The sequence below is a fragment of the Bacteroides coprosuis genome, assembly GCF_020741705.1.
Classification (GTDB): domain Bacteria; phylum Bacteroidota; class Bacteroidia; order Bacteroidales; family Bacteroidaceae; genus Bacteroides_E; species Bacteroides_E coprosuis.
On sequence record NZ_DYYK01000001.1, the window covers coordinates 1 to 2866 of the forward strand.

A 2866-nucleotide genomic window follows, 5' to 3' on the forward strand; every position below is an offset into this window, starting at 1 on the left:
AGTTTTTATCAGCTAATTCATAATTCACGTCGTAACGATAATCACCTTGTATAGATTCTGCTTTTACAGAAATTACTCTACTCTTTTCTTCTAATAACTTTGTCATACCTATTTAATTTATTGATTAATAACTTTGTCTAACTCTGGATAAATAGCCTCTTGAACGACAGCTCCAAAAGCTTCTCCTATATAGCTTTTTAAAGCCATTGCTTTTCCTTTATCCAATTCGATTTCTCCCTTTTTGTAAAGCTCTCTTGCAAGCTCTAGTTCTCCTATATCTTTAGTCTTGCTAAATATGTAATTTGCTAAACCTTTATAATCGAACTCTAATTTTTGCTTCTCGCCTGTAATGGCTGTAATTTCAATTTCTTTTAGTTTCATATTTTTATTATTTAAAAGATCAATTTATGGCTAGTAAAGCAAAACAAGACACTATTAAAACTGCGAATAATCCTCCTAAAAGAATTGCATAGATATTTAACCAGTCAAACTCATAAACTTTATTAGAGAAATAAACTTGTACCTCTTGCATAATACCAACCATTGTTATAGACAGTGTTGTTATCACAATTGCAGGTATAACTTCCGTAAAGATCACACATAGTGTACAGATTATAATTCCAAATATTGCTCCTGTTAAAGCAAGCGAACTTCTTTCTTTCAACCACTTCATATTCATTAATTTTTTATGTTATATATTAGCAGTAACCCATTTACCACCACTCCATTTTTGTATTCCTTCCTTTGTTATGCGAAAGCCATAATTACCAGCTCGAATAGTAAAACCCTGACCAGACTTGTAATGGAAAAACTCAAGGGTACTAAAGCTGGTGTATAAACCATCTTTACCTATTACAGTACATTGTCTTGGGGTTTTTTTGTGCATAACAGCACGAACAAAAGACTCAATATCTGCTTTGTATGAACCATCACGTGTTGAAGAAAAATCAATTGTAAATTCAAGTTCAATATGACATGATGTTTTTTTATCAACATAAAAATCTATGTCTATACCATCGTATGTATTAACTATATTTCTAGTTACTTTTTTAATAATATTATTGTGCTGTTTTATTATGCATATTACACTAACAATATGCTTAACATAAGATGATGCGTCTGCACCAGAGTTACTATTAACAACTTTTTCCACATAAGCTGACACACTCGATAGCTGATATTCCCCAATTTCATTGATAGGTAAATTAAACACAACTGATTTTTTATATGTATTTTGCCTATTTTGGTTGTCTTGAAGAAAATAATGGGTTGATTTTTCTACAAGAGATTCAAATGAAGTTATGCTCCATGTAGGTGTGAATTGAATAGCTTCTGGAATAGCATCAGTAGTAACTCTAATTGCTTCATCTCCTCCAGCCTCACTTCTTCCAACTATACTTTCATCAACTATATCAAATATCCCAAATGACCCTTTCATGGCTTTAATAGAGCCATCTATGGGCTTCATCACTAAGTTGGGTGTAAAATCATCATCTTTATAAGACCTCCAATCATTAGACAAATTACCATACTTATCAATGCCTTCTTGGCTAATCATTGATCCATTGAGAAAGACGAAACCACCAACTATTGTATTATCAGATATCTCTTCAATGTCTAGCTTTTCTGCTTTGATGGAGTTAGCTCGAAGTAAATCGGTTTTTAAGAACCCTCCTTCAATTACTGTTGTTCCTAATTTAGCTTTCTCTACCTTATCTTCGTAGGCTAAACTCTTTAAACTACCTTTAAGAGCAGTGATAGAGCTATTAGCTGAGTTGGCACTAGTTTGAGCTTTACCAGCATCTGCTATGGCTTTGTTAGCATTGGTGTTGGCAGTGTTAGCACTACTCTGTGCTTTACTTGCATTGTTTAATGCATTATTGGCATTAGTACCGGCTGTGTTAATTTGGCTTTGAGTAGAGGAGTCTAAAGCCCTAAAGGTTACTTTACCTGTAATATCTATTTGAGCTCCAAGAAGAGAAATCTTATTATCCTTCATCTCAAAGCTAGACTTGATAACCTCATTGTTACTGTTTATAGCTCCTGTGATATCAGATTTAACCTGAACTTTGAAGCTGTTCTGGTCTTGCTTGACGGCTGTTAGGTCTTTGCTAATACCGTTAGTCTTACTTACTTCAGCTACAAGTTGATCGTTGAGTACTTTTAGGCTTGCTTTTGTTTCTGTGAATTGAGCATCTGTGTCTTCGGGAGCAGGCGTCCAATCGGTTGCTTTATTGCCTTTTTCAATTTTGATGTTACCATAAAAATCACCACCCATCCAATAAGAGCCTCCTATAAAATCAACATCCTTATTTTTATCAGACACCATTACTTTTCTACCTTCTAATCTTTTTTCTTTGTCAACTGGTATAGTAATAACTCCACTTCTTGTACCGTCTTTGTAGTAAAAATACAAGCTACCCATGTTTTCATTGCCCTTTACGCCCCCACTTGGTATGATTTGATAGTCAACTGACATTACGTATTGACACCCATCCTGAAACAGTTTATTTGGAAAGTAAACCCGGTTATCATCAATATTACTATAATCCTTATACACGTTATTGTCATATGCAACTGGAAGTGAATATCTTCCGTAATACCTATCATCTGTACTTTTACCTCTATAAAGACCAGAAAAAACTGACTCTGCCATGGTTTGGAGATTTCTTCCACCAATATCCAAACCATCAATCGCCTTTTGTGCAGATTTTTCAGATGCTTCAAGAACTATACCCTCGTGAGTTGCTTCAATCTTATTAGCAGTAGCTTTGATTTGCTGCTCGGTTTCTTTAAAACCATTAACAGAAGCATTTAAACTATTTGCTGTTGCATTTAAGTTGGTTATTGAGCTTTCTACTTCTCC

At 34.2% G+C, this 2866-nt stretch carries 2 protein-coding genes and 1 pseudogene; all 3 read right to left on the bottom strand.

The window, feature by feature from the left end:
- Positions 1–117: 117 nt before the first annotated feature.
- A complete protein-coding gene (locus tag K8V80_RS00005) occupies positions 118–381 on the bottom strand; it encodes a hypothetical protein (RefSeq protein WP_276774343.1) in 264 nt (87 codons plus the stop codon).
- Between the two features lie 19 nt (positions 382–400).
- The gene (locus K8V80_RS00010) at positions 401–673 is read right to left on the bottom strand and encodes a hypothetical protein (RefSeq protein WP_276774346.1); all 273 of its coding nucleotides are present in this window, start codon (positions 671–673) and stop codon (positions 401–403) included.
- A gap of 18 nt (positions 674–691) precedes the next feature.
- A pseudogene (locus K8V80_RS00015) lies at positions 692–2866 on the bottom strand (hypothetical protein); the annotation flags it as partial.

What these genes read in the sequence shown, in the direction of transcription:
- K8V80_RS00005 (WP_276774343.1), bottom strand. Translation starts at nt 381, where the DNA reads ATGAAACTAAAAGAAATTGAAATTACAGCCATTACAGGCGAGAAGCAA.
- K8V80_RS00010 (WP_276774346.1), bottom strand. Translation starts at nt 673, where the DNA reads ATGAAGTGGTTGAAAGAAAGAAGTTCGCTTGCTTTAACAGGAGCAATA.